Consider the following 26,990-nt stretch of genomic DNA (forward strand, 5'->3'; position numbering starts at 1 on the left):
CCGACATATGGCGATCCTTCGCCTTCCTTCGCCTTGTGCCATCCGTTGGAAAACTTGTTCGATGAAGCCAGTAAAGTTTTGCCGCCAAACGGCTCGAATATTTCAATTCTCACAGGGAGCTAAGTTTTCCATCGTCGGCACAACGCACCGCGCAACGACCTTCAATCTCGTCAAGTCCTTTTTTCTGATTCTCGCGCTGTCTGTGGCATCGCCGATCGTCGCGCAAACCTGCACGTCGATCGGCCCGGTCACGTCGAAGGATACGATCTACCAGCTGCTAACGGACCGCTTCTACAATGGCGATACCCGAAACGATGTACCCGCAGGATTTGATGCCGCGCTCTTCGACGGCTCTGGCAAGGATCTAAAGCTTTATGAGGGCGGTGATTGGGCCGGCCTGTCGCAGCATATTTCTTACCTTAAGGATATGGGGGTCACGGCAGTATGGATTTCTGCGCCGTACTCGAACCGCGACACCGAGATTGACGACTACCTAGCCGATGGCCAGGTCAACCGCTGGACCAGTTATCACGGCTACCACGTTCACGATTACTTCGTGACGAATCGCCATTTCGGATCCATGGCTGAGTTCGATTCGCTCTGCAAAGCGCTGCATCGGAATGGCATCAAATTGATTATCGATTTCGTTGCCAATCATACCAGTAGGCGAAACAATCCCACCCTCCCATCCTCGCCGGCTGAGGACGGAAAGCTTTGGGAGCCTAACAAAAATTCAAAGGGAGAATATATGTTCGACTCCCGTGGAGAGCCGGTCGTTGTGAACGGAAAATTTGAAACCTTGCTCGCCGACCCAAACGCAGGCAGCAGTTGGTTTCATCAATTCGGCGACCGCGGAAGCGATGCGTCGCCCTTCGGCTTCCGCTACAAAGAGCACGGCTCTCTCGCGGATTTCTCACATGAGAATAGCGAGGTGGTGGCGTATTTAGAAAAAGCGGCTCTATTCTGGAAAGCCAAGGGAATCGACGGCATCCGGCACGACGCTACCAGGCACATGAATCCTGCTTTCGTCAAAGGTTTGCGGGATACGATCGACTCTTCTGCCGGAGGGCCGATCAGTCAGTTCGGCGAATTTTTCATTGCCCGCCCGGATCCTCTGTACGACGAATATCGGTCTTTCCCCGATCGCACAGGCGTCAACAATCTGGATTTTGAGTACTTTGGCGCCGCCACTCATGCGTTTGGCGATTTTTCGGAAACCATGGCCGACTTCGGCAAAATGATGTTGCAGACCCAAAGCGACTACGGCGCACCCAACCAGGCCGTGCCGTTCTTGGAAAACCACGACGTCACGCGCTTCCGCAACATTCAATCGAACGATAAAACATACCACGCGGCGCTGGCGACACTGCTGACCTCGCGCGGTATTCCCATCGTCTACTATGGTTCGGAGCAGTATCTGTCCGGTGATGGGCGCGGCTATTTCCAGACCGCCGTTGCAGCGAGCGAGGATACGACGGCTTTCAAAATCATAGCTAAGCTCTCGGCGCTCCGTAGAAAGAATGACGCAATCCCCTTCGGCACGACCAGCGTCATCTACAGCACCAACGATGTCCTGGTTTTCCAAAGAAAATTCTATGACAAGCAGGTAATCGTCGCAACGAACCGGGAGCCGACGACGCCTTACGTGGTCCCAGCGATGGATACGTCGCTCCCCGCGGGGGTTTATCCGGACGTGTTGAGCGGCCTGCTTTCATGCGGCTCGGCGACAGTCCGGAGGGTTGGCAGCAAGACGCAAATTTCAACATTTGTTCTCGCTGGCGGGCAGACTTGTGTCTGGTCCTACAATCCATCTCTTGGAACCGTACTGCCCCGCCTGGGTGACATCATGCCGACTATGGGTAGAGCGGGAAACATCATCCATATCTTTGGGCGAGGTCTGGGGGGCAAGGTCACAGTGAGGTTCGGCTCGGCCCCAGCAGTCGTCGTTTCCAATACCGACGAACACATCGTGGTGACGGCGCCTCCGGGAGTCACTGGCCCCACCAGCGTAACGGTTACGAAAGACGATGGCACCAGTAATGGCCTGTTCTATACGATGCTCTCCGGAAAGCAAAATCAGGTCATCTTTCACGCCGATGTGCCGCTGAAGCCGCAGGAGAATGTCTACATCGTGGGAGATATTGCCGAGCTGGGCGGCTGGGACCCTAATAAGGCTACTGAGGCCATGCTTGGCCCCCATGCCCCGAGCCGATTTCTTCCCGTCAGTGTTCCGCAAAACACCCGATTCGAATTTAAGTTCATCAAGAAAGATGCAAACAACCGTGTCGCTTGGGAAGTAGGCGAAGCCCACGTTTTTACCTCCGCGCCGGGTCCTTCGGCGGTAATCGACACCACAACCTACCATCCCGTGTTCCATTGACCTCGTACAATCACCGCCCTCCGTACCGCTTAAATCCTGGGCGTGGACACCGCGCCGTCCTCCAGCATGGAGGAAATTTCGCTCGCCATGATGGACAGACGGGAGTGGATGATTAATGCGGAAAGCGCAACCGAAACCCCAAACTTTGCTCGTATGCAACTAAGTAGACGCACGGCAAGAAGCGAGTGGCCCCCTAGTTGAAAAAAATCATCTTCGCGACCGATCTGATTCACTCCGAGCAATTCTGCCCAAATCGATGCCAAGCCTTCTTCGACCTCCCCTTCGGGCGAGGAAAAGGGGCGCTCGATCAACATACTTTCAGTGGGTGTGTGCAACGCGCCACGGTCGACTTTTCCGCTACTGGTCATCGGAATTTCGTCCAGCCGCACGTAAACCGAGGGTATCATGTATTCCGGCAAACGGTTCGCGAGGAACTCGCGAAAGGTCGTCACCAGGTCGTTCGAACCGTAGTTGAATTCCGGTGCAATGACGACGTAAGCGATCAGTTTTTTGTAATCCGTGGCATTTTCGCGCGCCAAAACAATGGCCTCGCAAATAGCAGGATGCGTCGTTAAACTGGCTTCGATCTCTCCCGGCTCGACACGATATCCGCGAATCTTAACCTGCTGATCAACGCGCCCCTTAAATTCAAGGTTACCGTCGGGCAGTATCCGCGCAAGATCACCCGTGCGATACATGCGGGCGCCGACTTGAGGGCTGAACGGATCAGGCATAAACCGCTCCTCGGTCAAATCGGCTCGATTGAAATAACCTCGCGCCACGCCTGAGCCGGCGATATAGATCTCGCCCACCACGCCCCTGGGCACCAATTGACGGTGAGCATCCAGAATATAAATCTGCACATTGGCAATGGGACGGCCAATGGGTACGACGTTTTCATTCCGTTTGCTCATGTTTGTTAAGACCTGGACGGATCAATAATCAGCCGACTGCCTGCGATCGTCCGGCATGCCGCGTGCCCGAGGGCGCCGAAACAGCGCGATCCCACTCAACGAAATAAGTATGGGCGACAAGCACCATAACAGCAGGAATGGCAGAATGAAGCTGACTTGGGATAGTGACCGGTAATTCGCGGCCAACGTTAGCAAAAGAACGGAGCTGCCCCCTATCGCCACGGTCATCGATAGAGTGCGGGCATTCGCTAAATTGCTGGATGGAGTCCATTCCAGGATTCTCTTCCGCGTAAAATATACCCGGAAAGTACTTCTAAAAATCGCATCGAGACTGATCAAGGCGGATATCGGAAGAGTGGCAAGGTAGAGCAGCACTTGCACCATATCCGCGAGGAAAATTTGAATCTGCAACCGTGCAGCAGTTTTCCGTCGATCGCCGCGCTCCTTCATCGCAAGCACCGAAAAAGCGAAATCGAAGGTGACCGCAAAGATTGCACTCCCGATGAAGCAGGCGGACCACGCCCAGGGATCTGACGCAATGCACCACCCGGCCACGAGTAGCAAGAGGGTTGCCACGGAACTCAGGTTGCGCCGGACGTTCTCGAAAATTCTCCATCGGGAGAAGCTCGTCAAACGGCACCGCTTTCTTTTGTCCAATTGATAAAACAAGCAATGGTGGGACATCACATACCAGAGCATGGTTTGCCAGTCCCCCCGCATCCACCGGTGCCATGTGCGAGAGCTGTCCAGGAAATTTTTAGATGGCGGCTCAATCAGTGAAACATCTTGCACATAGCTTGTCTTACCGAGAGCGCCTTCGATCAGGTCATGACTCAAAATGAGGTTTTCCTGCAATAAGCCTAGATTGCTTAGGAAAAATGCCTCCACGGAATACAGGCCCTTCCCCATGAAGACGCCCTCTCCAATGAGGTTGTTGACGTTACCCCGCACATCCGGAGTGCGGTGCGAGGAACGAAGTAGCGCGTTCAGCCCATACAGAGAGGTTGGCTCATCTCCGTTCAAGAAACACAGGCGCGGCTGCAAAAACGTATATCCGGAAACAACGCTACGATGAATCGGATCGATCACCGGCGCGTTGAATGGATGTTCGATGATCTGAACGAGCGATTTTATCACGCCACGTTCTATGCCAGTATCGAAGTCGAGCGTAAAAACGTACTTTATCGAACGCAACCACGATGCGTCGTGACTAAAAATGAAGCGCGATTTTGTAGGTTGACCTAAGATCGTGCGATTCAGCTCCTCCAGCTTGCCGCGCTTACGCTCCCATCCCATCCATGTTTGCTCGAGCGCATTCCACGTTCGACTGCGGTGCATCACGAGGAATCTTTGCGCGCCAGAGCAAACATGCTTTGAGTTCAAGGCTTCCACGCGCTCCACCAGAAGCTGAACCATCCTATTTTCGTCATCCCGGGCTTGGGTTGCCGAGTCAGAGAAATCGCTAAGGATGCAATACCGAATATTGGGCTCGCGATCCAACAGATAGTGACCCTCAATTTTTTTCAACAATTCATCGAAGTTGTTCTTAGTTAAAATGACTGGGATGACCAAAAGCGTCATCGCGCGCGCGGGAATTCCCTCCGAGAAATCGATGCGAAACGGGGCGGCGTAGGAAAATGCGTTCTGGACGATCGTGTCCACGAAAGAGACCGAGGTTTCAAAGAATGCCACCGCGCATAAGCTAAGGAGCAGTCCGTCATTCCAGAGGGTAAGCGGGAATAAGCGCCATCGATCGCACATATAAATGAATGATGCTGCGAACAACGTGCAGACAACGGTCAGCAACAGAAAATAAAATGAGCTCGGAGAATGGCGCACAGTAAGCGCAAGCCACTCCCGAAATGGCATGCGCACGCCCAAGGTTTTGAAGAGGTTCTTCAGTCCGCTGCGGAAAAGATAAAACCCGACGTGGCACTGTGCGTTGCAGTCTACATGTTGCTCAGCATGTGCGGCCTTGGACAGTTCGACAGCGGCATTGGCTACATCGATCGCCGAAACACCGGTGACGTCGGAAATTGCCAGAACACGTCGCGCGTAGCAGGCCTTGCTGTCGTGATCCATCGTCGAATACACGCCCGATTGGTCCCGCGACAGTCGCTCGTGCAACAAGTCCAATGCCATATGTTTTTGCCGCTTGTGGTGGCTATTAAGAGACGCCTACGTCGGTTTCTTGCATCGTCGCAAATCGCTTTGGAATATGCAACGCGCGCAAGGAGCCTGTGCGGCTATCGCGATTTTCCGCGTGTTGTATCAGTGCCGACGTTGTGCGACGTCTTCAGTTGCCATGTCAATTTGGCACTCTGAGCGCCCGCACTAAGATCAGGTTCTCGTTTCGCGATGTCGCTATGGTGTAAGGCTGGCGCGTCTGCCTTGAATGTAGACAGGCGAACGCGGCGCCAGTCCGCTAGCCTTTCTCATGCCTGCGCACCTTGCCCGACGGCGATCCGCCGCGAAGTTTCTTACGAGCCGTGGTACGTCCAGTTCGGCACATGCTACTGGAAGCGGCCAAGGCCACGGTGCACGTAGGTACGCAACCGGAGCCATTCGTGCTGCAGACGGCGTTATTGGATTACCTAGGCGCTCTCTTGGACGGTTGGCGTTGGCGTGACTCGCGCACTCGTCGTCGCCTGCCGCCCTTATCGATACGGCCGCTCGGGACTGGCGTGGAGACGCGGCGCTTGGCGCCTAGAGATTGTGACCGCATTGCGCCTGATATGAATCCCTCTGGATGGAATAGCTACCCAGACGTGTCGCCTTGGACGACTACTTTCTCGTGGTTGTTCTAGAACCCTCCCATTCCAATGGGTAACCCGCTGCAAACAAAAGCGCTTGTAAGGTCACTCTGAGGGTGGCTAGTCTCTTCCAATCGATCAGTGGGAAGAACCAACATGGCTCGCCGAGGAATGATCACTTACAGCGCGACAACGGGCTCCAATCGCCCTCCTACTGCCATTTACTATTTGGCAAAGCCCTCAGATGTCATGGCGTTCTACCTCTTCGACGAGCCTGAAGAAGGTCAGGACAACCCTTGGACGCTTATCGACCAGTTGGATCGGACCAAGCTTCTGAGCGCCGGAAATAAAGGCACCGCGAAGCTCTTGGCTAAGCGGCTTGCCTTCACCCACTTCGTCTACGTACGCGTCTAAGTCGAGCGAAAGGGCCGCATTCTGCATGAGCCGACGCAACCAGCGCAATTCCCCAATCGTGCCTGACCAAGCCAAAAAGAATCAAGAAGAACATGCTGAGCAGCGCTGGATAGGCTTCCTCAATTCCAACTTCGGCTTGCTTGGGTTTCCGCTCGGCCTTGCTTGCCTAACGACCAAGACGCCCTGGATCAATGCATTGCTGGCCCTGCTCTTTATCGTAGTGCTTCGGTTTAATGGGCGACGCCTCCTTCCGGAGCACTTCCGGTCTGGGCACCATCGAAAGACTCATTCGACGTGGAAACACAGCCTGAAGTTTTGGGCGGGCACATTGCCTGCAGTCTTCGGCTATGTCTATCTCTGCTTCATTGGTTTTGGGCAACTGTTGGTCACCTCCTTCAAGGCGAATCATGTCGCGCCGTGGTTCGTCTGGCTCGTGGAGCACTATATCGGCGCGCCGCCGTAAGAAGCCACTTTCATTTTAGAGGCCCATCGAACGCCTCTGGCGTTACCTTTAGTTTGAACTTGGACGGCGATAGAATGGCTGAAGACAGAGTCCATCGATCCCTGCCCGATGTGAAGGCTCGTCTGGGAGAAAGCGAGCCATAAATGCTGTTGTCGGCGCGCTGGCTTGCGCCGCTATTTCCATGAGTATTGAGGCCAACGGTGGATCCGCAGATTCCTCGATCCCCAACACGGCTTGGGGTGGCTGGGATATCCTTTTCAATCATGTCTAATATTTCTCTTAATGCAGCACGACCTTTCCATCACCCGGCAGTCCGTCCACTTCCCTGCCGGATATCGATCCGGCGAGAGCACCGAGGATTATCAGGCGCGGCTAGCGCAGCAACTGTTTCAGTTCTCCGATCCCTTGCTGGCTGCGCTGTTCCAGCATCAGTCGGAGGTCGAGGGCATGCAGATCATCGGAACCACTCAGACCAAGCACTCCGGCAGCCATATGCTGTTGACCCTGCTGGTGCGCCGCGCGTTGAACCTCTATCGTTTACCCTTCCGTGAGGACCGTTGTTATGCCGAGTCGATGCGCGGCGTGGCCCACCGCCAGTTTCTGGAAATCAACCAAGTCCTCACGCCCCGTCGCATCGAGGACATGACCCGAGAGGTCGCCGACCTGTTTGCGCATACTCAATGTGCGTTGGCCGCCGCTGGACTGAGCCAGGTACGCCTGCGGCGGAGCCTTAATGAGCCAGAACCCTCCGACATCGCATATGGCCAGCGTGAACCGCAGCTTCTTTATGGCCTGGTGCTGGCCTCTCGCCGTCTGGGTCGACCGCATATCGAATTGGAAATGGACACACTCAATAGCTTCAGCGATGACGGCGGCTACGAGGCGCGCCCAATCACCTTGACACTCGACATTCCGGCCTGTGATGTCTTGTATTGCGCCAACCTTTTGGGCACTGCGAGCGATCTATCCGTGCGACGAGCCGATGTGGAGAGCGGTGAGTGGGTGGTCATTAACCGCGCGATCGACGGAGTGGTGACGATTCCGTTGACCGCCGTGCGCGTCAGGGATCGCGATCTGGAACCTTACGAAAATTACGATGACAACGCGTATTGCGAAGACGTGCTGCGTCGCTATAGTCGCACCTATCTTCGCTCTTCGGCGGTAGCGGACACCCGTACCTTCCGAGGTACCAGCTTCAGGCGAAAGAAGTCGGCCGGGCCATGGCGTTCGTTGATGGCGCGGCTGCTGAGACGGTAGCTGGAAGTCATGGCGATTGGTCATGCCCCAGTGTATGCAGCCCAAGGCATTCGTCTGGACCTTCACAAAGAGCCCGGCAAATTGGCCGTCACCGCGCATTGATAGCGTCTAATGACACCGGCATCCTGAAGGCCGCGTGCGTAGTTCGCAGGCGGCAGGAGCGTAAAGACCGCGCACAAGGCGAGACGCCACTTCTCCGGGGTCGACGACTGTCGCCCTAAGCTGGACGCCTAACCTTTCGGCCACGGGGCGAACGACGTAAGAGCTCTGCTCATTTGCGGGTTCGCGATATTCGTTCGTGATGGAATAACGATCGCTAATCGCGCCTGGATTCGCCTGGACAACGACCAAGGAAAGGACTCTTCTGCCCTCATTGCGACAGAATCGCTGCCCACAATGCACATTGTGTCAGCACTTATGCCTGCAGGACTCGCAGCGTGTTGAACACCACCCCTTCATGACGAGTGCTCCGGGCGCGCCACACACCTCACAAATCGTTGCAGACTCCTGTTCCGCTGCATCGATGAGCAAGAAAACTTCCTCGTCCCCGCCATCGACATAGAACCGTAGCGTGCCGAACTTCTCCTTGACCTGCGTAGCAACGATATCCAGCCCCATGGACTTGGCATGCATGGAGACCGCCTGACTAAGACGATAGATCAAGTCCATCCAGCCATCGCCACACTCCAAGCCCCACGGATCGATTAGCGTAGGACTGTGCTGGCAAAGGAGATCAATCCTTTGCGATCGGTATAACTGAGGGAAGTCAAACTGTAGTAGTCGGGAATTTTCAGTATTCATACGGGCACCTAAGAATTGGTGCCCCCGGCAGGACTCGAACCTGCATGCATGGCTTATCTGGCCACTACCTTCATCCGGGTATAAGCCGGACGCCTAACCTCTCGGCCACGGGGGCGAACAACGCAAGAGCTTTACTCAATTGCGAGTTCGCGATATTCGTACGTGATGGAACGGAGGGCGGGCCATGGCGGGATCTTATCAGTCAAATCGGTCGCTTGGGTGAATGTTTATGGGATCTGATGACCGAACTGCTCGAACCGTGCGGACGTCGATCTGCGCGACTTCATCATAAGCATTCATCAACTGCGGTGCCGCTTTTGCGAAACCAGCTGGTATCACTGAGCAACTCGAACAACAGCATCAGTGGCCGCGTTAGTGACGACTGGAGAGCTTCCGCCCCCTTCCCTTCGGCGCTACGCGGCGACGAAGAAACTCCTGGAAAACCGCGACAGGGGAATGACCCAGAGCCTCACATAGCTCGACGAACTCGACCGCGTCAATGCGACGCTCGCCCCGTTCGACCTTCGATACGAAAGTTTGGGTATTTTCGAGATTCTCGGCCAGCGAAGTTTGGGTGATGCCGGCCTTCTCCCGCAACTCGCGAAGCAGGGTCAGCAGGAGCTGGTAGTCATGATGGTGTGTCGAGCGGGCCATAAGCTTGCCGGTAGTCCGCTTGGCAAGCTAAAGTCCTGTTTTGAATAGTCCAAAATCGGCTTTTCAATAACTTCAGATGCGGCAAGGTTCCCAATGAAGCCAAACAAGACCGATGCGCGCGCGCCAGAAGAAGATGGTATTGCGCCGATCTCCTGGGATGCCGCCGAAGCGCTGACCTGGGTGAGCTACGGCGTCTTTCGGCATGTCAAAGTTCACACCCAACCCGACGAATCGGAACTCATGGATTGGTGGAGCCACATCTTGGCCGCTCAGGTGGCCATAGGCGCCTTGGTCACAGAGTGCGAAAGCATTCTTCGTGACGGCCTAACCGAGGCCGCGGAACTGCGCCTAGGATTAGCGCTTTCCAGAATGGATCCATCGGGCCTGGTTGTGCCGCGCGATATAGCTGGATAGGTCAAGCCGAACTACGCGATTGGACGGCCAGTTGACAGGCCGGTAATGATGAGCACCTTTTCTCGCTCCGCTTGGCGGAGACGGCCAGCTCTCGCCGCGATTGAGCAGCGACAGGACGCCGCATAGGGGGGCGAGTACTTACTCACGCGCGCCACTTTCGCGTGCTCGCTCGGCTTCGCGTGGCATGAAATGGTATGACATGACGTCATGTCACATGATGTCATACCACTTTGATCCTAAACGATTTTATCCTTGACTTGACGTCACGCGACCACTAGGTTACGGACGTATCTGCGATCTGTGCGCGGACAGCCCTTCGTGCAGTCCACTTTCCACCGATCAGCATCGCCAGCGATCATTAACTTGATCGGTCGGCATGGCACTGCTTGCGCGGCAAACAACGCCCGACAAGTTCGGCGCCTTGAGCGCCGGAATACCTGCAACCCTGACACGGAAAGCGCCGACCAAGAAATCCAGCCAATCAACGCAACTTATGCAAACCCCAAAGACGCAAAACCCCCGAATCCAGAGGAATCAGGGGTAACGTTTAGACAGCTACTTGGCGGTAGTGTCGATACGTTACGCGTCTCCCCCTTCGCTCGTCAAGTGGTCAGCAATCAAAGCTGACCCAGCGGACGCACTTGCCTGCAGACAGGCGGCCCGTTTGCCACAGCCGGAGACGTTATATGACTCTTTCGACCTAGCTTTCACGCTGACTCCCGCGTTCAGCGCACTTGATCTACGGCATCGTCGCTAGCAGTCGCGTTTCAGCAATCAGGCATCACTTGAACGCGTGAGCGTTGAAGTGTGATCGGCGCGGCCAACAGGTCACGCCGATCAATTCGACCGCGAAACCCGGCTCTGGACTTCCTTTGGGCACTTCCGGCATGGCCGGACGTCTGCCCGCGCGCTTCTGTGCCACTGAACGCCTCACATCACGACACACATTGCATCTCGCTCCGTCTAGGGCGGGCGAACGTGTGTCGTCATCTCACAACTAAGGAATCGTCAATGAACATCACGCATCGCCCTTTCCATCCACGCCCGCTGACCAAGTCGGAACTCGATCGCAGCGACGTATTCATGACAACACACCCTCGCTCCGGCGATCTGGTAACACTCGTGGATCCCATACGACTCGCACAATGGCTATTGCTGATCTTTAATCGCCAATACCGTGATTGTGTTGAACGTCCGCGCCAACTGTCACTCCATCACGACAAGACCGTCGAACTCGATTTTTGGACACTTCACAACGATGGTTCTGAGATGTTCTGGGTACTGGTGCCTGAGAAGGACTGTCAGCGCGGACCCTCTGGACGCGCTCATAGGGACGCAACGCTATGGTCGCAAGCCGCCTTAGGTGCAGGTATACCAATCACCTTCATCTACGAGAGCGAGATTCTTCACCAGGGGCCAAAGATCGCGAACTATTTTCGTCTCCTTCCTCACGCTCAGGCAGCGCGTCACCTTCCCGACATCACCCTCTTAAGGGGGCGCATATCGGAGGTGTTTTCGCACCTGCCGATACCACTCACATTCGAGCAGGTCGAGAATAGTCTTCAGGATCTCGATAATGCAGCCGTTCGTGCCACGTTGTCTGGCCTCATCTGTGAGGGTCAGCTGACCTTTGAAGAAGACCTGCCCTTGAGCGATCGCACGCTGCTGACGTGGGGGGCGCAGGCATGAGCAATTCATTGACCTACGCAGACGTGCTCGCGGCCAGCCATTGGATCAGGCCGGATGCACGACTCGTTCCTGAAGAGCATCGTCACAACTTCATTCGACGTTGCGCTGCCTTGGCCACCTACATTCAAGGCGCAAGCGTTCGCAGCTCCTGCAGAGCTCACAACGTCAACCGCGAAACGCTCCGCTCCATCGTCGATAAGGCGTTTCGCCTTGGATCAGATGGCCGTCAGGCGGGGTATCGCGCTTGCCTGCCCTATAGCGTACGCACCGTGCGCAACAAAGAGCCTGACACTCCAGTGGCGGGCAATTCTCATTCGCTGGATCAGCTGTTCGGGGCCCATCCTGACATTCAAAAAAAGCTGGATAACTACAAGGGCGCCTTACCGGAAGGCCGACTTCCGCCGGACTTTGTCCGTTTAATTGGCTCCATCCGTCAAGTCCTTATTGAACGAAAGTGTCAGTCGCGCTGGCCATTAAACACCCGAGATCGGGGTCGGCGCGTGTTCTCGAGATATCTCAAACGCAAGCGGCGTCAGGCAATCGTCGACGGTGCGCCAAGTGCGCCATCGCCGGAGATTCGGCCGGTTTCTCGTCTTGATGAGCTCTTTTCACTGCGCCCGTTTGATCGCGTGGAATTTGATGCCCACCGGATGGATGTCAACTGGCGACTTCTCATACCCAACGCTCGCGGCGACATGGTCGCCATGCCGATCAGTGCCATCTGGATCCTAGCCATCATCGAAGTAGTTTCTACGGCAGTTGTTGGTTGGAAGATCGTCATTGGGCGGTCCTATAGCGCACTAGATGTCGCTCAGTGCTTCGCTACCGCCATGCGCCCCTGGGAGCCCCGCCTTCTCACTGTGCCAGGCCTTCAATACGTGCCAGCCGCCTCGATGCCATCGAACTTGGACATGACGACTCCACCTCCCATGGGACGACTTACAGCTATGGATAACGCCAAGGCCCACAAGGCCAAGATGCCGCTCGATGCGTGGCTCAATGCGCACTACGGTGTCCTGAATTTCGGCCTCCCGCACGTTCCCGAAGCACGCCCCCACATCGAGCAGTTCTTCCATCGACTCGAACTGGGGGCATTGCGCCTACTTCCGGGTGGCTTCAAGCCGCATCGCATCAATCAACCTGCGATCTCGACATCTGCCTGGTCGAGCAACGATCACCCGGTACACATTCAGGCGCTGGAAGACCTGTTGGATGTCGTGATCACCGGGCACAACGTGTCACCGTTACCGGCACGACAGAACCGTACGCCGATCGAGATTCTGTCCAATTACCAGGAGAGTGCCGACTATTGGATCGCACCTCTCTATAACGAAGGCAATGCCAAGGCGCTTACCACCACCTGCCATCGGGTCACGATGAAGGGGAGTAAGAGCAGCAATAAGCCTGTTCGCGTCCAATTCCTGCAAGTGGACTATCGGCATCCAGATTTGGACAAGGCCTGGGAGATGGTTGGCCAAAGCTACCAGGCGATGATCGATTATGAAGATCTCAGGACTATCACTCTTATTGACGACTCTCTCCGTCCCGTGAGAACGCTCTATGCGGCAGACCCTTGGCGCAGGCATCGACATGACATCACTACACGCCGTCGAATTCTCGCCCTCAGCCGCAGCGGAGAGTTGGAAATCCGAGGCGCCGATAGCGCAGTAGCCGCCTACGCGGCATTCACATTGGCCCAAGCTGGACAGAGCACCGCTGCCGCGGACCAAGCTGCGCGCTTGATGCAGCTCGCCTATGGAGACGATGACGCCGGCATCGATGTCGAGGATGACACGCAGCTGCCCGAGTCTGCGGTCGTTGTGCCCACAAGCACACGTGCCTTCCCAGTCAAGGGTTCGGTCTCCTTCACTGAGGTGGAGGAAATCCCATGATCGCTCACCCTATGTTGAGAGACGCGCGCCCACTGATTGCAACCCGATGCATCGAAGGTCTCGCCGAAGCCATCAAAATTGCCATCGAAGATGGTCATCAGGGCATACAGGTCCAAGGGCGTTCCCGCGACGGAAAGACCAAGGCGGCGATCTATCTCCAAACGCACCCATCGTGGCTCGACGATTCCGCCTACATTTTTCGCATCACAATGCCACGGAGAAGCAATCACTCTGATACTGCCTTTTACAAGACCATCCAGTCTGAGCTCGGACTGAGCCAACATTCTCACTCTGGCTCAGTTAACCGCATCCGCCAAATCTCCGATCGCATCATTGCCGGCTGTTTGGGTCAAGAAAGCACACAAGCAGTCCTCTTTGTCGACGAGGCGCAGCAGCTGTCCGACGATGACTTTGAGTATCTCACCAACATCGACAATGCCGTCACTGACGGCGGCTTTCGTCTCTTCTGCGTATTCATTCATCAATCGGACGACACCAAGGCCGAGAAGAGAAAAAAGCGGTCATCTCTAGTAAACAACCTGCCGCCGCACGTGATTGGCCGCTTCTTTATGGCTTCTCACACTTTCTCTGGATTGCGCGGCGCCGCCGATATTTCTCATGCGCTTGATCAATACGACAGCCGTCTGCGTTTTGAAGGCAAGACATTTACGGAGTTCTTTGCCGGTCAGGCCTTCGCTAGCGGCTGGCGTCTCGCCTCACATGCCAATGACTTCGTAAGCGCGATTTCCGCCATTCGAAAGCGGAGCAACTTGAAGGGCTCAGGAGATCTTGCAATGAAAATTTTTGACGTTGTCTGCTATCGGCTCCTTGTGCGCGTCGCTGCGGAGACTCCTAATTTTGCAGGTCTGAGTAAGGAGTTGATCGAAAAGGTAATACTTGACTCCGGATATCTCCTTCTTGAAGTAGCACGCCAAAGGCAGGCTGCCGCATGAGCGACCTGAATCCTTCTTCGCTGATCGGTGGTGACCTCAAAGGCATGGCCGGATTGTCCGCTTTTGGGCGAATCTATCGCCTGTCACGGCTGAACAGCCTGTTGCCATGGCAGGCCATCGATGTTCTTGGCGTACCTGAAACCGTTCTTTACCACCTCAAGCACCATAAGTTGTTCGTCTGGCCGAATGGCCCTGCATGGGACGACCTTCCCATAGATGAGAGCACACTCATCTGTCCGACTGCCGAAGACTTTATGCTGTGCATGTCGAGCGAAGGCTTCGAGGTTGATCCGCGTATCCGCGGATGCGCCACCTGCCTGAAATCAGGGTTTCACTCGCTACTGCATCAACTACCTTGGATCGAAGTCTGTCCTTGGCATCACGAAACCCTCTCGTTCAATTGTCGTTGTGGGCGCCGCCTATTCTGGGGAAGCGGCTTTCGAAGTCGCCCGCTATTGCTATGCGAGTGTGGGCATGACCATTACGATCGATTTGCAGCCCTTGGTAGCCTAACAACTTGGCCGGAGCAAGAAGTCATTAGTGCCATACGGCGTCACAGCCTGTCAGAACGAGCAGCCTCCTCCAAGGCTCTACTAATCACGGATGGTGAGCTATCGACAGATCAAGCAATGGCTGCCGCGCGAGGTCTAGCCTTTCCCAAGCATTTCCTATGGGAAACTGAGGTCATCGCCACAGAAACATATGAAGACCATGATGCTCTGTGCGAACTGGTGAGAGGCTGGGACGCTCTGGTTGACCCTTCCCCCTACACTTCGGTTCGTCTCCACCCCGACGATACGGAGCGCCTAGGAATCTTCTCCATCCAGCTTTTCGAGTGCGTCCAGTTGGCCACTAATGGTGCATCGTCTGAACCATTTGAACGGTTTGGTGAAAAGCTCCGTTACAAGCACAAGGAGACCAACAAGATCGATCGGGTGAACACCGCCGAGATGTCCTATCGCGACATTGCGTTGGGCCACGAGCTCATTGGGCGGTTTCTGGACGCGCATGCACCGGCTCAGGAGAGAGACGCGGCTGACTGGACGACCTGGACTAGCCGGTCAAGTCGAATGGAAACAGCCATCATCCAAGCTGAAGGGGCAGCGCTGCCGCTACTGGCCCGCACCTTATCGGCCATATCAGCGCATGCCTTGATGGAGCAATGGATATACCACGCCTGGCGAGCGTACTCGGAGGAAGAGGGATGGTTGATATTGAAGTGCTTCGGGCACCCGATCGTCCTGATGGAGGGAAGCAATCCTTCCGTCACCAAGGTAGTTCGGTTACTTGCATTACCAGAGTTTAAAGACCCTAAGCCCGAGCAGGCATGGAACTATAGGCGGCCAACATTCCGTGTTGGAGGAGTGCAGTCACGGTATGTTTGGTCCGAATAGGGACTGCGCAGCATTGCTACCAGCGGAGAAGTATTTTTCTCCGCTGGCGTAACTGCACTTTGGCAAGCTGAAATCGCGCGGGAGGCGGCAGTTGCTCCGCGCCCTCATTGGCGTTGCAACTGAGCCTCCCCTTCTTCCCCGAACCTTTCTCCTTTGTGCGAGCTCCCGCCGATTGTTCACACCCATCACCTCTTTAGCTTAGGCGTTGCCGGCCGGAGCAATCGGTTACCCTCTCCTTCCATGGGGCGTCTGTGGGCCACAGAGATAGGCGCCCTCGATAACTCAACCCGATCGATGGGGATCTCCAACGGTTTGCCCCAGGGCTGGCGTCACACCACTCATGCTCAGCCGACGGCATAAAGGTTGAGGCAGTTTCGCGTCAATGGCACGATTCTAGGTGCCGAATTCCCATCCGGCACAATTCTTCAGGCACTTTGAAAAAATAGCTCAATCCTTGAAGTCGTTTCCGCGCAAGCTAGTGCACGCATTCCAGCCGCCAGTTGACGAAAAAACAATAAGTTGCGCTGGCTCAAACTTAGATGTCAAAGTCATCGCTCTGCTCAGGATGACGCCACTCCCAAGGCCTGGCTGCCAGATCGTTGCGCCTATGCGTGGATACTTATGCGGATCAAAACTTTCGGTTTCCGACAATGGCCGCAGCTCTTCTGGACGGAACGTCGCTGGTGCTGGTGTGCCTGCCAGAATGCGTTTCTTTGCGGTTTGTCCCGTGTAGATGCCCAGAATCCCATTCTCAGCGGATTCCTCAGCAGCTAACGCTTTCACCCGGTCACGCGCCAACTTCCAGGCGCTTTCCGCGGCCGGATTCGAAATCCATATCCGATTGGTCTCTGAGAACAGAACTTGGTTCTTGAAGCTTTCCGAGTCATATAACGTGTCTCTAGCAATATTGAAGAGATCGATTTCGATCATCCGATATCCGCCTCGGCGAACTGCAGCCGCCTTGGTGTCGTTCACGGCATGAGTCACTCGAATTTCGATCAGAAGCTCGCCCTGCTCGTCTCTCGCAATAATATCCGGGCGAAATTGCCCGAGGCTCGATTCGAGTCGGATGTCACATAGATCGACCGTTCCGGCTGGCCAAACGATCTTTTCTCCCGTGATCAGCCGGCCCATAGCGGTTTGAGCGACAGGTGGATTCGGAAAACCTGTCAGCCCGTCCCAAGCTGGAAGAAGTATCCTGGAATTCTCATTTATCAATTGCTTAGCGTATATATGTATATATGATTCTAGGCTTGAAATACAGCCGTTGCTTGCTCTATGAGAAAAGTGTGGCCGCCTCTTCCCATGCCCGTGCTTTGCCACAACGGGCGCCTTGCAGTTGGGGCAGATGCAACCACATGCGTCGCCATTTTCGACTTCGAGCGGCGCCCATAGCCGCTCGTTCCGGAGCCCAAAGGGTATGCGCCGGTCATTCCGGCTTCTTTCTGATTGGCACATCGTCGTCTCTCCCACACACTTGAGGTGGAAAACACGATCGGGGGAAGGTCATGGACGAAAACAGGGATAAACCGGCCGAAACCGGCCATTCGCACCTTTGGGCAGCCAGGTTGCTTGTCGATTGGCTTGAGCGAGAAGGCGGAAATAATAAGTCCAGACGGGCACTTGCCGTTCTGGCAAGCATGACAGTGGCCGAACTCGGTGCCTCCCGCAGCCCTCCGATAAGCGAAGTGGAACAGCTCTCGAATAACTACTTCGATAGGTATGGCGGCAGCCGTGGCGACACGGCCGCCGGCAGATGGTTGCGCCGGAGCGAAATTGAGCGCTGGTGGCAGTCGAGAGAATCGTCCATCGAACAATGGTTCCGGGCGGCTGGATCGCCTTGGATTCCAGCTATCACCGTGGCCGATGGTGGCGGTCGAGGCAATTCAACCGAATATAGTTTTCGGTTTGATGATATGCCTGAGTTTCGCGATGAATTCGCAGACCAATCCTTGCAGTCGCCTGATGCTGGCTCCGCAGATATAAATGCCATTGTCTATACCCGCGAACCGGCTGAACCCGCCTTCTGGTTGGGTTGGTTGCTGAAACACCCCTTCCCCACACTGTCGTGGCGGGGATTCGTGCTTATCGTGACTCTCGGGATCGTTATGGTGACGACCCTCTTTTTATGGTTCGCGCTCGCTTTCGTATTACTCACTAAGCAACCAGCGTTGGTCCGAATTAGTGCATTGATTGCCTTCTATGCAGTCATCGCATCGGCGGGTTGGTGGAGTATGCGACCATTTTGGGAGCTGCCCTTAGAACGCATAACTGCAGCGTCTGATCTAATACTCAGCATGAGACAAATATACGCGCAGTTACGCCTTACGCGTGAAAAGGGTGGCAAAGATGTGCGTGGCTGGCTCAGCCTTGAGCGCCATTGGTCCACCTGCCCTGTTTGCTCGGGAACGATTGAAATACGCTCGGGTAAGGCAGCCTACCCTGGCCGCCTGGTTGGCCGAGGTTCGGAGAATCCGCGCGAACACGTATACAGCTTCGATGCGGTGACATTGACTGGGCGGTTGCTTGTTCCAAGGTGAGGTTGGTCGATGGCCCAATAATGTTTCTGACCCCTTATTTCACGACACCACCTATCGACAAGGACTGTACATGAGTATCGACGTGGGCGCGATTTACGACAAGCACCTCAATCTGCTGATTGGCTCAGGCGCGTCCTTTGGGCTGCTCCCCACCTTGGCGCTAAAGGTCACCCGGGCTGATAACAGCTCGCATACAATTGAGACTTTGGCCACGCAGTATGAGCAAGCCAAAGATAAGCAACGCCTCACGGCCTTGTTTATGCACTACTACCAGACCTGCATTCTGCCAGCACAGACGATGCCGTTTGACGCCCTCCGTAAGGACGCCGACCGTGCACCAATCCTTGCCCAGTACGAGCAGTTAGTCAGAACGCTTCTGTCGATGGTTCAGCGTCGACATGGGATCGACAAACGCTGCAACATCTTCACAACCAATTACGACGGCTGCTTGCCACATGCCGCGAATCACGTCATGTCATCTGGCGGCCAGGACTTTGTAGTCAACGATGGCAGCCGCGGCTTTTTTCAACGGGTGGTCGAAGCACGTAACTACAACACCTACTTCTTCCGTACCGGCATCTTCGAGCGCCGCCAACAGGCAGTGCCACAGCTAAATCTGATCAACTTGCATGGCTCGGTGTATTGGTCCCGGAGCGACGAGCGGGTCATGGTCTCCTACGAAAGCCGTACCGCGGACGGCAGTTTTCTAGATGAGGCTATGTGCAAGGCGGTAGCACCGTTTTTGCAAGCCCTGGCTGAGGGTGGCAAGGATGATGAACTACCGAAAGTCGACCTGACCGACGCGCAGATTTCGACATTTTGGGATAAATACGGGACGCTGCCCATCGTCAACCCGACCAAATGGAAGTTCCATGAGACGGTGTTCGAAGAGCACTACTATCAGATGCTTCGCCTGCTGAGCTTCGAACTGGAGCGGGAGAACGCCGTTTTAATCACGTTTGGCTTTTCCTTCGCAGACGAGCACATCCTCAATCTGGTCAAACGGTCCTTGTCCAATCCCAAACTGATGGTGTTCATCGCCTGCTTCAACGAGCCGGAGCGGGTGCGCTTGGTCAAGGTGTTTGCCGGCTATGACAATGTCGCCTGCGTAACGGCCGCGGAGGGCAACCTCGACTTTGCGGCCTTCAACGCCATGCTCACCACGGGTGGCACGCTCTTACCTGCTGGGCCGGTGGTCGGAGCCAACGCATGATCCGTGTGGGCGAGGTCATTGCGGTGGCCGGCACGAAAGTCACCTTGCGGATTGACGAGGCTTCGAGCAAGGACGTTCTGTTTTACAAGGGGCAACGTCTTAAGGGAATTTCCATCCGCGAATATCTCTCCATCACGCGTGGCTTTCGAGACATCATCTGCGTTGTCGAAGGCGAGTTCCTAGACGAGCGCCGAATAGAAACCGATGGGGTACGCACCGAGTATGTGCGTCGGGTGGAGGCGCGGCCAATCGGCTACTTCGAGAATTATCGATTTCATCACGGGATAAAATTCCTGCCAATGATCCTGGACGAAGCTCACCTATTGTCGGACGATCGCATCGCGCAGATCTTCGACCGCTCTGGGCACGTTCCTGGCGTGAGGATCGGCACCCTGCAAAAGGAAGGCCTTCCGGTTGCTCTGCCTTTCACGCGGATATTCAATAGTCACATTGGTATTTTCGGCAATACTGGAAGTGGCAAGTCCAATACCCTGGCGAAGCTCTTCACCGCTCTCTTCGAGCGCAATCCGCCAGGGTTGGCGGAGCGCAGTCGGTTCGTACTCATCGACTTCAACGGCGAATACACTCAGGGGCAGCTGGTAGATGCGGAACGTAAGCGCGTCCTGGATCTGTCGACGGGTCGCGCGGACGGCGACAAAATCACTCTGTCAGACGACGAATTCTGGGACGTGGAGACGCTCGCATTGCTCTTCCAGGCGACCCAACACACTCAGCGACCGTTTCTTGGGCGTGTCGTAGACGGACGGAATCGCTTCGCGAACCACCCGGAATCATTGACACGTTATTTCCGATCGGTAATCACGAAGGCTTTCACCATGGCCAGGCCGCGACCCGAACTCCTTGACCGCGCGCGCTTTCTATCGCGGCAGTTAGGCTTCGATGAGCTTACGGGCGCCCTCGACGATGTCCATTGGCACGGCAACGCCAATCATTTCTATATTCCCGGCTCTAATACCTGGTTCGCTGATGAAGGGGCCTACGCCCGCACTCTCGGACATGTCGTGGAAAGACAAGACCTCGAAGGCTTGAGTAGCTTTGATGAACTCTCGGTCCGCTGTCAATTGGGCCTTATGCGCGATGTAGGCTCTGGACAGGTGCAGCTTGATCACATTCTCCCCTTGATGAAGCGCATGGAAAGTGCTATCGGAATGCTCCGAAAGGTTATTAATGTCGGCGTGGAGGACGTGGATCGTCAGCGCATGGTCACCGTTATTTCGCTCAAACGCTGCAATACAGACGCGAAGAAGATCATTCCAATCCTGGTAGCGCGGCACTGCTATCAGCAGCATCGAAGCATGGTAGCCTCGCCACCCGACAGAACCCTTCATCTCATTGTAGATGAGGCTCACAATATCCTCTCCGAGATGTCGGCGCGTGAAGCCGAGGCTTGGAAGGACTACCGACTGGAATTGTTTGAGGAGATCATCAAGGAAGGGCGCAAGTTTGGCGTCTTCCTGACGGTCGCCAGCCAGCGCCCGGCTGATATCTCGCCCACAATCGTCTCCCAGATCCACAATTTTCTCATTCATCGCCTCATCAATGATCGTGACCTCTTCCTGATCGACAACACGATTTCGACACTGGATCCAATTTCACGTGCGCTTATTCCTAATCTGACGCAAGGATGTTGCGTCGTGACCGGCACTGCTTTCGATTTACCTATGGTGATCCAAGTAGATATTTTGGAATTGCAAAAGCAGCCAGATAGCGGTGACATCGATCTGGAGGCGTTGTGGCGCGCCCGCCCTAATGAGTGACCAACGAGCTTAAAGGGGACTGGGGTAATTAAGAAGATTTAATTACCCCCATCCCAGATTTCGATGAAGAAGGTTTAATTATCCCGTCCTAGATTTCGATGGTGTTTTCGTTGCCGACTTCGCTTTTCGCGCCCTGGGGGCATGCGGGTCGCTGGTCGCTGGGCCAGTGAGCGGATGCCGGTCCGCTATGCTGAGCGCGTGCCTGCGCGAGACGCTAGTGAAGATCAGTTTGCCAAGTTGGCGGCCATGGAGCGCCATCGTAGTGGCGCCCTGTGCTCCGCCGGCCGTCGTCCAAATTGATGGCAGTGCCCCCAGGTCAGTGTCCGGGGTCAGCAAATCTCCGCTTCTGCGAGCTTCGGTAAAAGGTGTGCTAAATAGGCTGCGCTGGTATACGAAGCATATGCCTGCCAGTTATCGGATTTTTCTGAGTCGGCAAAATCGCACACGGATTTGATGACTAACGGAGTGGTGCCGCACAGATCCGCCGCCGCCATCACCGCATATGCCTCCATTTCTACGGCGACAACCTCACGATGTCCTTCCACGATCGGGCCCACCGAACGATCATCTGCGAGAACGGACGCGCCCGATGCCATTGGCCCCAAATGAACAGCAAGCTGTCCCTCCGGAACTTTGCCTGCCCACCCGCCCCGTACTCCGGCGCATAGCGCTGGATCTCTACCGGCCGCCTGGATGAGTGCCGCTATATTCTGCTTCAGCCCGCTCTGGTAAGGGGCTGCTCGAAATACAGAGAGCTCATCGGCGCTGAGGGCTTGCTTGCCACTTCCCCAATCCCAGGTTGGATCAGCAACTATGATGTCGCCTAGAGCCACTTTCCCGCGGATGCCGGCACAGATCCCGACCATGACAAGCAATTTTGGCTTAAAGATATGCGCCATCTTCGCGGCGAGAGCAGCGGACAGTGGCATCCCCTTCCTAGGAGCGCATGCGGCCACAACGCTGATATCGCGCCCGTTCGCCTTAAGCGTGCCCATGTAATACGGTGTGGGGTCACCGCCAAGCGAGTAATTGGACCAGCCGAACGCCAATTTGAGCACGGCATCCAACTCTGGGCTGCTAAGTGCGGTTATGATCGCTACGTCCACGCGCGGGGCTTGGTGCCGTTTTTTGCGTGCGATGATATATCCAACGCGGCCTGCAAGAACATCAATCCAAGCATTTGCCGACTCCCTGTAGAAACTTACTGTCGCGCCGCGCTGCGACGCTTCTACGACGGCCTCTTCCTCCAGCTCTTCACGCGCCGTAACGAAGACGACCTCGTCGGGGAGATTGACTTTCGGATCAACCTTCAGCATATCGAAGAGGTCGAATCCGGCTTTGGCGCTTGGCGCGCTGCTGACGCTAGCCGGCAGGTTCACATCAATCAATGCTATATCAAAGCGCGTTTCCCTCATACGTAGCCGAGCATCCTGCGCATTGGTTACGTGAGCAACATCAAAGTCATCGCTGAAACGCTGAGCAAGCAATCGAGCAATGTCCCTTACCTTCTCGATCTCGTCGTCAACGATAATTAACCGGACCTTGCTCAACGGCTTATTCCTTTCAGAAGTTGTTCTAGACCCGTCTTCCATGCATCTTCTGCCTGACTGTAATAGACGTGTCCCACATAAAAGTCGGAGAAGCTCTCCATCATCTCGGCATGTAGATTGTCTATCGAGACACGCCCTGCTCCCTCGCCGAAACCATCAAACATAGTTACAACAATCGTTGGCACCTTACGTTGCCGCATCTTCATCTGCGTGAGCAGGTCGCGGCCGGCAAAATTCTCCTGCGCTCCCCCTGAGGGCTCCCTCTCACTTACGTCAAAATTGGGCATACTCATGTCGAGAAGTACCACGTCGTACTCCACTGTACGGTGGCACAAAGCCTTAAGCGCTGAATTGAAGGAGCGTGCCTCATCGACCTGAACGTTAGGGATCGACCTAATCACGAAATCTCGAATCTCTCCTGCTTTATCGATATCGTCTTCAACGAGCAGGATCTTCATCACGGCCTCCAATATCGTACGACATGTGAATGAAAAACTTACGGTCTGGCGAGAATCCGAAATCTAGAGCAGGAGATTCGTAGAACGGCGAATTGATTGAGCGCCACAGTTTATGTAGACCACTCCCGCCTTCTATTTGAGCCAGACGGCGGGAGTCGGTTCGATTGAGGCCGTCACGTATTGCCTCGACCTTCATGTTCTGCGCTTCAGACGGAACAAATGGTCCCAGTGAACTTTCTACACGCACTGAGTAGCGGCGGGGAGCGAGGTCAAAAGTGATAGTGATCTCTAGATCGGCACCATTCAAACCGGAATGTTCCATTGCGTTCGAAAGGATCACGTAAAACGCATCTACCATGCCGTCCAAAGTACGTCCAGGCATCAGGATTTCGCGGTCATACGGCGCGATGACGAGCTGAGGAACGATAGAGGACGCCGACGCCGTTTTTGTAATCATGTTCAGCGCGATATCGACAGGGAGACCTGCCTGGTAATCTTGCCTGTCGTAAACTTGGCTGCGCTTGAACCAGGAAGATATCTCATCAAGGCGGAGCCTTAGCTGTGTCTTTGCCCTCGCAATGCTGTTGCGCAGGTCGCTTACTGGAGTGCAGTAGGTCAGCCCATATATGTCGTCAGTTAACCTATCGAAGAGCGCCATAAAGCGCGGCCGTATGCTCTGATCCAAGAACTGCCTTACACCGAGCAGATTCTCGTCGGTCTTTTCCCAGAGATTGTCGATGCAGACATCGATGAATTCATCGATAGTGCGCGACCGAACTGCATAGCGCTGCATGAAACGACGTTCCAGGTTCGACGAACGGTATATAAATGCTGCTTTCGCATCCTGCTTGACATCCTTGACACCATGAGAGATCACAATCTGGAGATAGTCGTCCCGCAACTCGTGAACGATCGAATCAAAATCCGCGGCGAACGCGGCAAGCGAACCCGCCACAAGTTCGACCACGGCGGCATCCTGACCTTCAAGGCGATCATCCCAGTACTGATTTCTCTTGTAAGCCAGACCGGTGTCATCTTTGCTGGTAATCAGTCGTTCGTCTGCGAGGGGTTTGCGCAGCGTGTTCTTGAGCACCCCGTGTCGGACGCGCGTGCTGAGATAGGCGTTTAGACCATGATCGCCCCGCAAGAATTCTTGCGTTACTTCCGTAAAAATCGGATCAAACTGGGTATCGGTTTCGGTTTCGATCTCATCTAAGAGGTGCAAGTTCGACAACGCTTTACTCAGGGAAACATTCTCCGTCACCGTTAGGTCGTAGAGAACGTCTGCAATCTGCTCCACCACCGCTTGCGAAGGGTCATTGCGCCCGACCGAGTTCGCTTTGTAACGAGAGTATTGGCCGCCGATCTTCGCCTTCAGTCCGCGCTTTATAGCGGCAATATCGACGTAGACCTTGCTCTGCTCGAGGAGCGAGGTTCCTTTAGCGATCTCCCGCTGTTTCACCCGATCGCGAATCTCTTCCAGGTAGCGGCTCGCATTGTTGGCGTCAACGGAGGCAAGCTGCCTACAGACGTCGATACGCGCCTCTTCAATCTCCTGGGTACCGTCATAGAGCAAGGTTTGGCGCATGACCTCGGGCGTCCAAACTCGGTCCAGATATAAGATCGCTCTTCCGGTATCAGCTTCGCCAAGTTTGTCGGTAAGGTCAGCGGGGGCACGAATAGAGTACAGATCTTGGTAGCGCTCGAAGGCGAAGCGAAGCTCGGCCAATCGACCATCAGAGGAAAAGGCGTTGTACAGCTCCAGTGCAATTGGTACGTCAATCGTGTCAGGCCACGCTTCTGCGTCTGATAGACCAGCCACGACCAGATCAAGTGGCAACGAGGTGGGTGCTTCCGGATTGTCGAGGTAAGCATCAGTCAACAACGAGAGTGCGGACTTAGTGCTTCCGCGCTTGGCCTCAACCATCGCAAGGGCAGCTAATACACGGTAACGCCCGCCGGGTGGGGATATAGAAAGCAGCTCGTCGAGCACGGCCCATGCTGCAGCCGTGTTTCCCGCGCTGAGGTGGTAACGGCCAAGGTAAGAAAGCCGGCGTTTTCCGTTGATTAGAGGGGGACTATTTATCGTCTCTGTCCCGAAATAAAGCAATTCGATTGCAGGAGCCGTGTGTACGTAGCCGCTCTCGGTGAGGAGCTGCTGCCGGACCATGTTTCTAACGGCTGGTTTCGCGCACGCGAGCGTCAGTGGCGAGATGTACGGATCAAAAACTGCTAGTTGGCGCATCTGACTGGCCAGCGGAGATGCAGTTTCCTGTTGCAAACAAAGCATTACCGCTGCGCGGAGATATAGCGCCCAGGACTGGCCATAGTGGCTATCTACGCTAGAAAAAACAGACGTCGCCTCGCCATAGGCAGACTCGCTCAGCCTAAGGACATCAATGAGACTCTTGCACAATGTCTCGAGTCCTTGCGGCAGAACAGGAACGGCGGCATGCGAGCGGATGACTGCGCGCGCAAGTAAAGTCAATACAGCGGCGTCGGTCGGATCGACGCTGGAAAGATGCGAGGCCGCAAGGCTAACGGCTGCGTGATAATTTCCCTGGAAATATGCCTCGAACGGCCCCGAGCGGCCTTTTAGGCTCGCGTATATGTCGCGGCCAACATTGCATCCAAACGCGAGGGCCATCGGCCTCAGGCGACGGTCCTCCACCCGTTTTATAAGTACAGACACGGGCTTCTGCAAGGTAGCGGACACCCGCTCCGGAAGTCCTTCAGCGCTAGCCATATTCTGGAGGCTGACAATCAATGCCTCGTAGTGATCGATAAGGCTTCCCTGCGCTTCGTAATTAAGCACGGCGGCGAGTTCGGTGGGACCAGCGGCATAGACATCGAAAAGCCTGGAAATAGCGTAGATTCGGAAACTTTCCGTGGACTTGTCGAGGCTGGCGTTGATTTCCTCTTTGAGGAAGGTCTTCGGCCCACGACTCTCTGCTCGTCGAGCTAAATAGTGCAGTAGAAAAGCAGTTATTGAGTTGGGCTCGGCGTCTTTCAAGGCGTCTTGAGCTACTTGCTTCTGCTCCGCGGGCGCGTTATCTCCAAGGATCATCCAAGATTGAACTAGCCAGAGGGAAACGCCCATTTGACTTTGATGCGCGACAAGAAGGGACGCGGCATCGTCAAATGCACCAAATAAGAGCTTTGCTTCGAAAGCTTCCCTGACTCTCAGATAGGAGCTCAGTTCGTTTCCATACTGGCAACACCGACATATTGCCCAGATGATCTCTTTCAGTGCGCTAAGAGGGGCGCCAATAGGCAGTTCTCGGAACATTTCGCTATACCGTTTCGGAAATGGAACGCCGTGCAATATCTCCAATTGTCGCGGTACAGTGATCATCTTTGTGAAGTTCGCAAACAGCTCCAATGGCGTGCTGTTTGCCCGGAGCAGATATAGCGAGTTCAGTGCCAATTTTCCACCGAAGCGGATTGCTCCAACCGCGCGGTGCATCGAGTGT

General features: G+C 55.1%; 20 protein-coding genes and 1 tRNA gene. 12 read left to right on the forward strand and 9 right to left on the reverse strand.

Going from position 1 to position 26,990, the window contains the following annotated elements:
* Positions 1-61: 61 nt before the first annotated feature.
* Positions 62-2,380 (forward strand): alpha-amylase family glycosyl hydrolase, encoded by a 2,319-nt coding sequence (locus QMG46_RS15475; RefSeq protein ID WP_281848727.1) that lies wholly within the window; start codon positions 62-64, stop codon positions 2,378-2,380.
* Positions 2,381-2,409: 29 nt separating this feature from the next.
* Here the strand turns inward: QMG46_RS15475 and QMG46_RS15480 are convergent, their stop codons facing one another.
* Together QMG46_RS15480 and QMG46_RS15485 are read right to left on the reverse strand one after the other, a co-directional pair.
* A complete protein-coding gene (locus tag QMG46_RS15480) occupies positions 2,410-3,294 on the reverse strand; it encodes a non-ribosomal peptide synthetase (RefSeq protein WP_281848728.1) in 885 nt (294 codons plus the stop codon).
* 21 nt (positions 3,295-3,315) lie between these two features.
* Positions 3,316-5,436, reverse strand: coding sequence for a hypothetical protein (locus QMG46_RS15485; protein ID WP_281848729.1), 2,121 nt, complete (start codon positions 5,434-5,436; stop codon positions 3,316-3,318).
* An 860-nt stretch (positions 5,437-6,296) separates the two neighbouring features.
* Between QMG46_RS15485 and QMG46_RS15490 the strand changes: the two genes are divergently transcribed.
* The 3 genes from QMG46_RS15490 to QMG46_RS15500 all read left to right on the forward strand — a co-directional run bounded on the left by QMG46_RS15490 (position 6,297) and on the right by QMG46_RS15500 (position 8,181).
* Complete coding sequence (locus tag QMG46_RS15490) at positions 6,297-6,461, forward strand: hypothetical protein (RefSeq protein ID WP_281848730.1); 165 nt, start codon at positions 6,297-6,299, stop codon at positions 6,459-6,461.
* A 25-nt stretch (positions 6,462-6,486) separates the two neighbouring features.
* Positions 6,487-6,924: a hypothetical protein gene (locus QMG46_RS15495; RefSeq protein WP_281848731.1), complete on the forward strand. Its 438-nt coding sequence runs from the start codon at positions 6,487-6,489 to the stop codon at positions 6,922-6,924.
* 282 nt (positions 6,925-7,206) lie between these two features.
* The gene (locus QMG46_RS15500) at positions 7,207-8,181 is read left to right on the forward strand and encodes a hypothetical protein (protein ID WP_281848732.1); all 975 of its coding nucleotides are present in this window, start codon (positions 7,207-7,209) and stop codon (positions 8,179-8,181) included.
* Between the two features lie 408 nt (positions 8,182-8,589).
* Here the strand turns inward: QMG46_RS15500 and QMG46_RS15505 are convergent, their stop codons facing one another.
* The 3 genes from QMG46_RS15505 to QMG46_RS15515 form a co-directional block, all read right to left on the reverse strand.
* The gene (locus tag QMG46_RS15505; protein WP_281848733.1) at positions 8,590-8,850 is read right to left on the reverse strand and encodes a hypothetical protein; all 261 of its coding nucleotides are present in this window, start codon (positions 8,848-8,850) and stop codon (positions 8,590-8,592) included.
* A gap of 148 nt (positions 8,851-8,998) precedes the next feature.
* A tRNA-Ile gene (locus QMG46_RS15510) sits at positions 8,999-9,097 on the reverse strand.
* 257 nt (positions 9,098-9,354) lie between these two features.
* Positions 9,355-9,636 (reverse strand): type II toxin-antitoxin system RelB family anti-toxin, encoded by a 282-nt coding sequence (locus QMG46_RS15515; protein WP_281848734.1) that lies wholly within the window; start codon positions 9,634-9,636, stop codon positions 9,355-9,357.
* A 93-nt stretch (positions 9,637-9,729) separates the two neighbouring features.
* On the opposite strand from QMG46_RS15515, the gene QMG46_RS15520 reads away from it, so the two are divergent.
* From QMG46_RS15520 to QMG46_RS15540, 5 genes are all read left to right on the forward strand, one after another.
* On the forward strand, positions 9,730-10,050 hold the full coding sequence (locus QMG46_RS15520; protein ID WP_281848735.1) for a hypothetical protein: 321 nt from the start codon (positions 9,730-9,732) through the stop codon (positions 10,048-10,050).
* Positions 10,051-11,061: 1,011 nt separating this feature from the next.
* Positions 11,062-11,739 carry a hypothetical protein gene (locus QMG46_RS15525; RefSeq protein ID WP_281848736.1) on the forward strand — a complete coding sequence of 226 codons (678 nt, stop codon included), beginning with the start codon at positions 11,062-11,064 and terminating at the stop codon, positions 11,737-11,739.
* Positions 11,736-13,631 carry a hypothetical protein gene (locus QMG46_RS15530; RefSeq protein WP_281848737.1) on the forward strand — a complete coding sequence of 632 codons (1,896 nt, stop codon included), beginning with the start codon at positions 11,736-11,738 and terminating at the stop codon, positions 13,629-13,631. Before QMG46_RS15525 ends, QMG46_RS15530 begins: the two co-directional genes overlap by 4 nt.
* Positions 13,628-14,584: an AAA family ATPase gene (locus tag QMG46_RS15535; RefSeq protein WP_281848738.1), complete on the forward strand. Its 957-nt coding sequence runs from the start codon at positions 13,628-13,630 to the stop codon at positions 14,582-14,584. The genes QMG46_RS15530 and QMG46_RS15535 overlap by 4 nt, the downstream gene beginning before the upstream one ends.
* Positions 14,581-15,978 (forward strand): hypothetical protein, encoded by a 1,398-nt coding sequence (locus tag QMG46_RS15540; protein WP_281848739.1) that lies wholly within the window; start codon positions 14,581-14,583, stop codon positions 15,976-15,978. The genes QMG46_RS15535 and QMG46_RS15540 overlap by 4 nt, the downstream gene beginning before the upstream one ends.
* A 447-nt stretch (positions 15,979-16,425) precedes the next feature.
* On the opposite strand, the gene QMG46_RS15545 is transcribed toward QMG46_RS15540, so the two are convergent.
* The gene (locus tag QMG46_RS15545; protein WP_281848741.1) at positions 16,426-17,112 is read right to left on the reverse strand and encodes a hypothetical protein; all 687 of its coding nucleotides are present in this window, start codon (positions 17,110-17,112) and stop codon (positions 16,426-16,428) included.
* A gap of 374 nt (positions 17,113-17,486) precedes the next feature.
* Between QMG46_RS15545 and QMG46_RS15550 the strand changes: the two genes are divergently transcribed.
* From QMG46_RS15550 to QMG46_RS15560, 3 genes are all read left to right on the forward strand, one after another.
* Positions 17,487-18,518 (forward strand): hypothetical protein, encoded by a 1,032-nt coding sequence (locus QMG46_RS15550; RefSeq protein WP_281848742.1) that lies wholly within the window; start codon positions 17,487-17,489, stop codon positions 18,516-18,518.
* A gap of 70 nt (positions 18,519-18,588) precedes the next feature.
* Entirely contained in the window at positions 18,589-19,731 is a 1,143-nt protein-coding gene (locus QMG46_RS15555) for an SIR2 family protein (RefSeq protein ID WP_281848743.1), read from the forward strand.
* Positions 19,728-21,509: an ATP-binding protein gene (locus QMG46_RS15560; RefSeq protein ID WP_281848744.1), complete on the forward strand. Its 1,782-nt coding sequence runs from the start codon at positions 19,728-19,730 to the stop codon at positions 21,507-21,509. The genes QMG46_RS15555 and QMG46_RS15560 overlap by 4 nt, the downstream gene beginning before the upstream one ends.
* Positions 21,510-21,838: 329 nt before the next feature.
* On the opposite strand, the gene QMG46_RS15565 is transcribed toward QMG46_RS15560, so the two are convergent.
* Genes QMG46_RS15565 through QMG46_RS15575 form a run of 3 tightly spaced genes read right to left on the reverse strand, consistent with a single transcriptional unit; the run spans position 21,839 to position 26,983 of the window.
* Positions 21,839-23,059, reverse strand: coding sequence for a phosphorylase family protein (locus tag QMG46_RS15565; protein WP_281848745.1), 1,221 nt, complete (start codon positions 23,057-23,059; stop codon positions 21,839-21,841).
* A complete protein-coding gene (locus tag QMG46_RS15570) occupies positions 23,056-23,517 on the reverse strand; it encodes a hypothetical protein (RefSeq protein WP_281848746.1) in 462 nt (153 codons plus the stop codon). The genes QMG46_RS15565 and QMG46_RS15570 overlap by 4 nt, the downstream gene beginning before the upstream one ends.
* Entirely contained in the window at positions 23,498-26,983 is a 3,486-nt protein-coding gene (locus QMG46_RS15575) for a hypothetical protein (protein ID WP_281848747.1), read from the reverse strand. The genes QMG46_RS15570 and QMG46_RS15575 overlap by 20 nt, the downstream gene beginning before the upstream one ends.
* Positions 26,984-26,990 lie beyond the last annotated feature (7 nt).

The sequence above is a fragment of the Dyella sp. GSA-30 genome, from assembly GCF_027924605.1.
Classification (GTDB): domain Bacteria; phylum Pseudomonadota; class Gammaproteobacteria; order Xanthomonadales; family Rhodanobacteraceae; genus GSA-30.